Origin of the sequence: Bartonella sp. AA126HLJHH, from assembly GCF_042197425.1 — a bacterium.
Classification (GTDB): Bacteria; Pseudomonadota; Alphaproteobacteria; order Rhizobiales; family Rhizobiaceae; genus Bartonella.
The window spans coordinates 1-626 of sequence record NZ_JBHIRU010000133.1 but is presented as its reverse complement, the minus strand read 5'-3'; the positions used below and the strand labels follow the sequence as shown (position 1 = coordinate 626).

General features: G+C 41.4%; 1 protein-coding gene. It reads right to left on the bottom strand.

Annotation, left to right across the window (positions count from 1 at the left end; genetic code table 11):
* On the bottom strand, window positions 1-626 hold a 626-nt coding region (locus ACFIQC_RS10145), incomplete at both ends, for a tyrosine-type recombinase/integrase (protein ID WP_375707158.1).

Below are 626 nucleotides of genomic sequence, written 5' to 3'. Positions count from 1 at the left end.
ATAAGCAAACGCAAAGCCAGTTGTGTGGGGTTTGTTGTTTGGCAAAGCGTTTTATAAAAAGCGGGAACATCTTTCCAATCCATTGCAGGTAAGTTTTTGATTTTATGGCGTTGTTTGCCTAAGAGAGCTTGTGCTTTTGTTACTGCTTGTAAATCAACATCTAAACCCAAAGCAGCCGCATGTTTGAGACAAAGATTAAGACGAATGAGAGCTCTACGCGCTGTAACAGCTTTTGTATGCCAGATAGGGGCAATAGTGTTGCGTATCTCAGTTTGTGTAATCTCAGAAACCGGCAGACAACCTAATTTAGGGAGAATATGAAGGCGTAATGGTAAAAACCAATCTCCATCTTTACCATCATTCTTGAGTTCAGCTTTACGACTTTCAAAAGCATCTATGGCAATATCTTTTAGGTAATGGAGATTGCTTATTGCTTCACGCTTTTGTTTATTGCGTTCTTTAATGGGGTCACGACCCTCATGCAAAACAGAACGCCATTGATTTGCTAATTCACGGGCTTTTTTTAAAGAAACATTTCGCAACGCCCCCAAGCCCATTTCACGACGGCGCCCATGAATGGTATAACGATACAGCCATTGAGCACCTCCATCTTTACGCTTATGAAG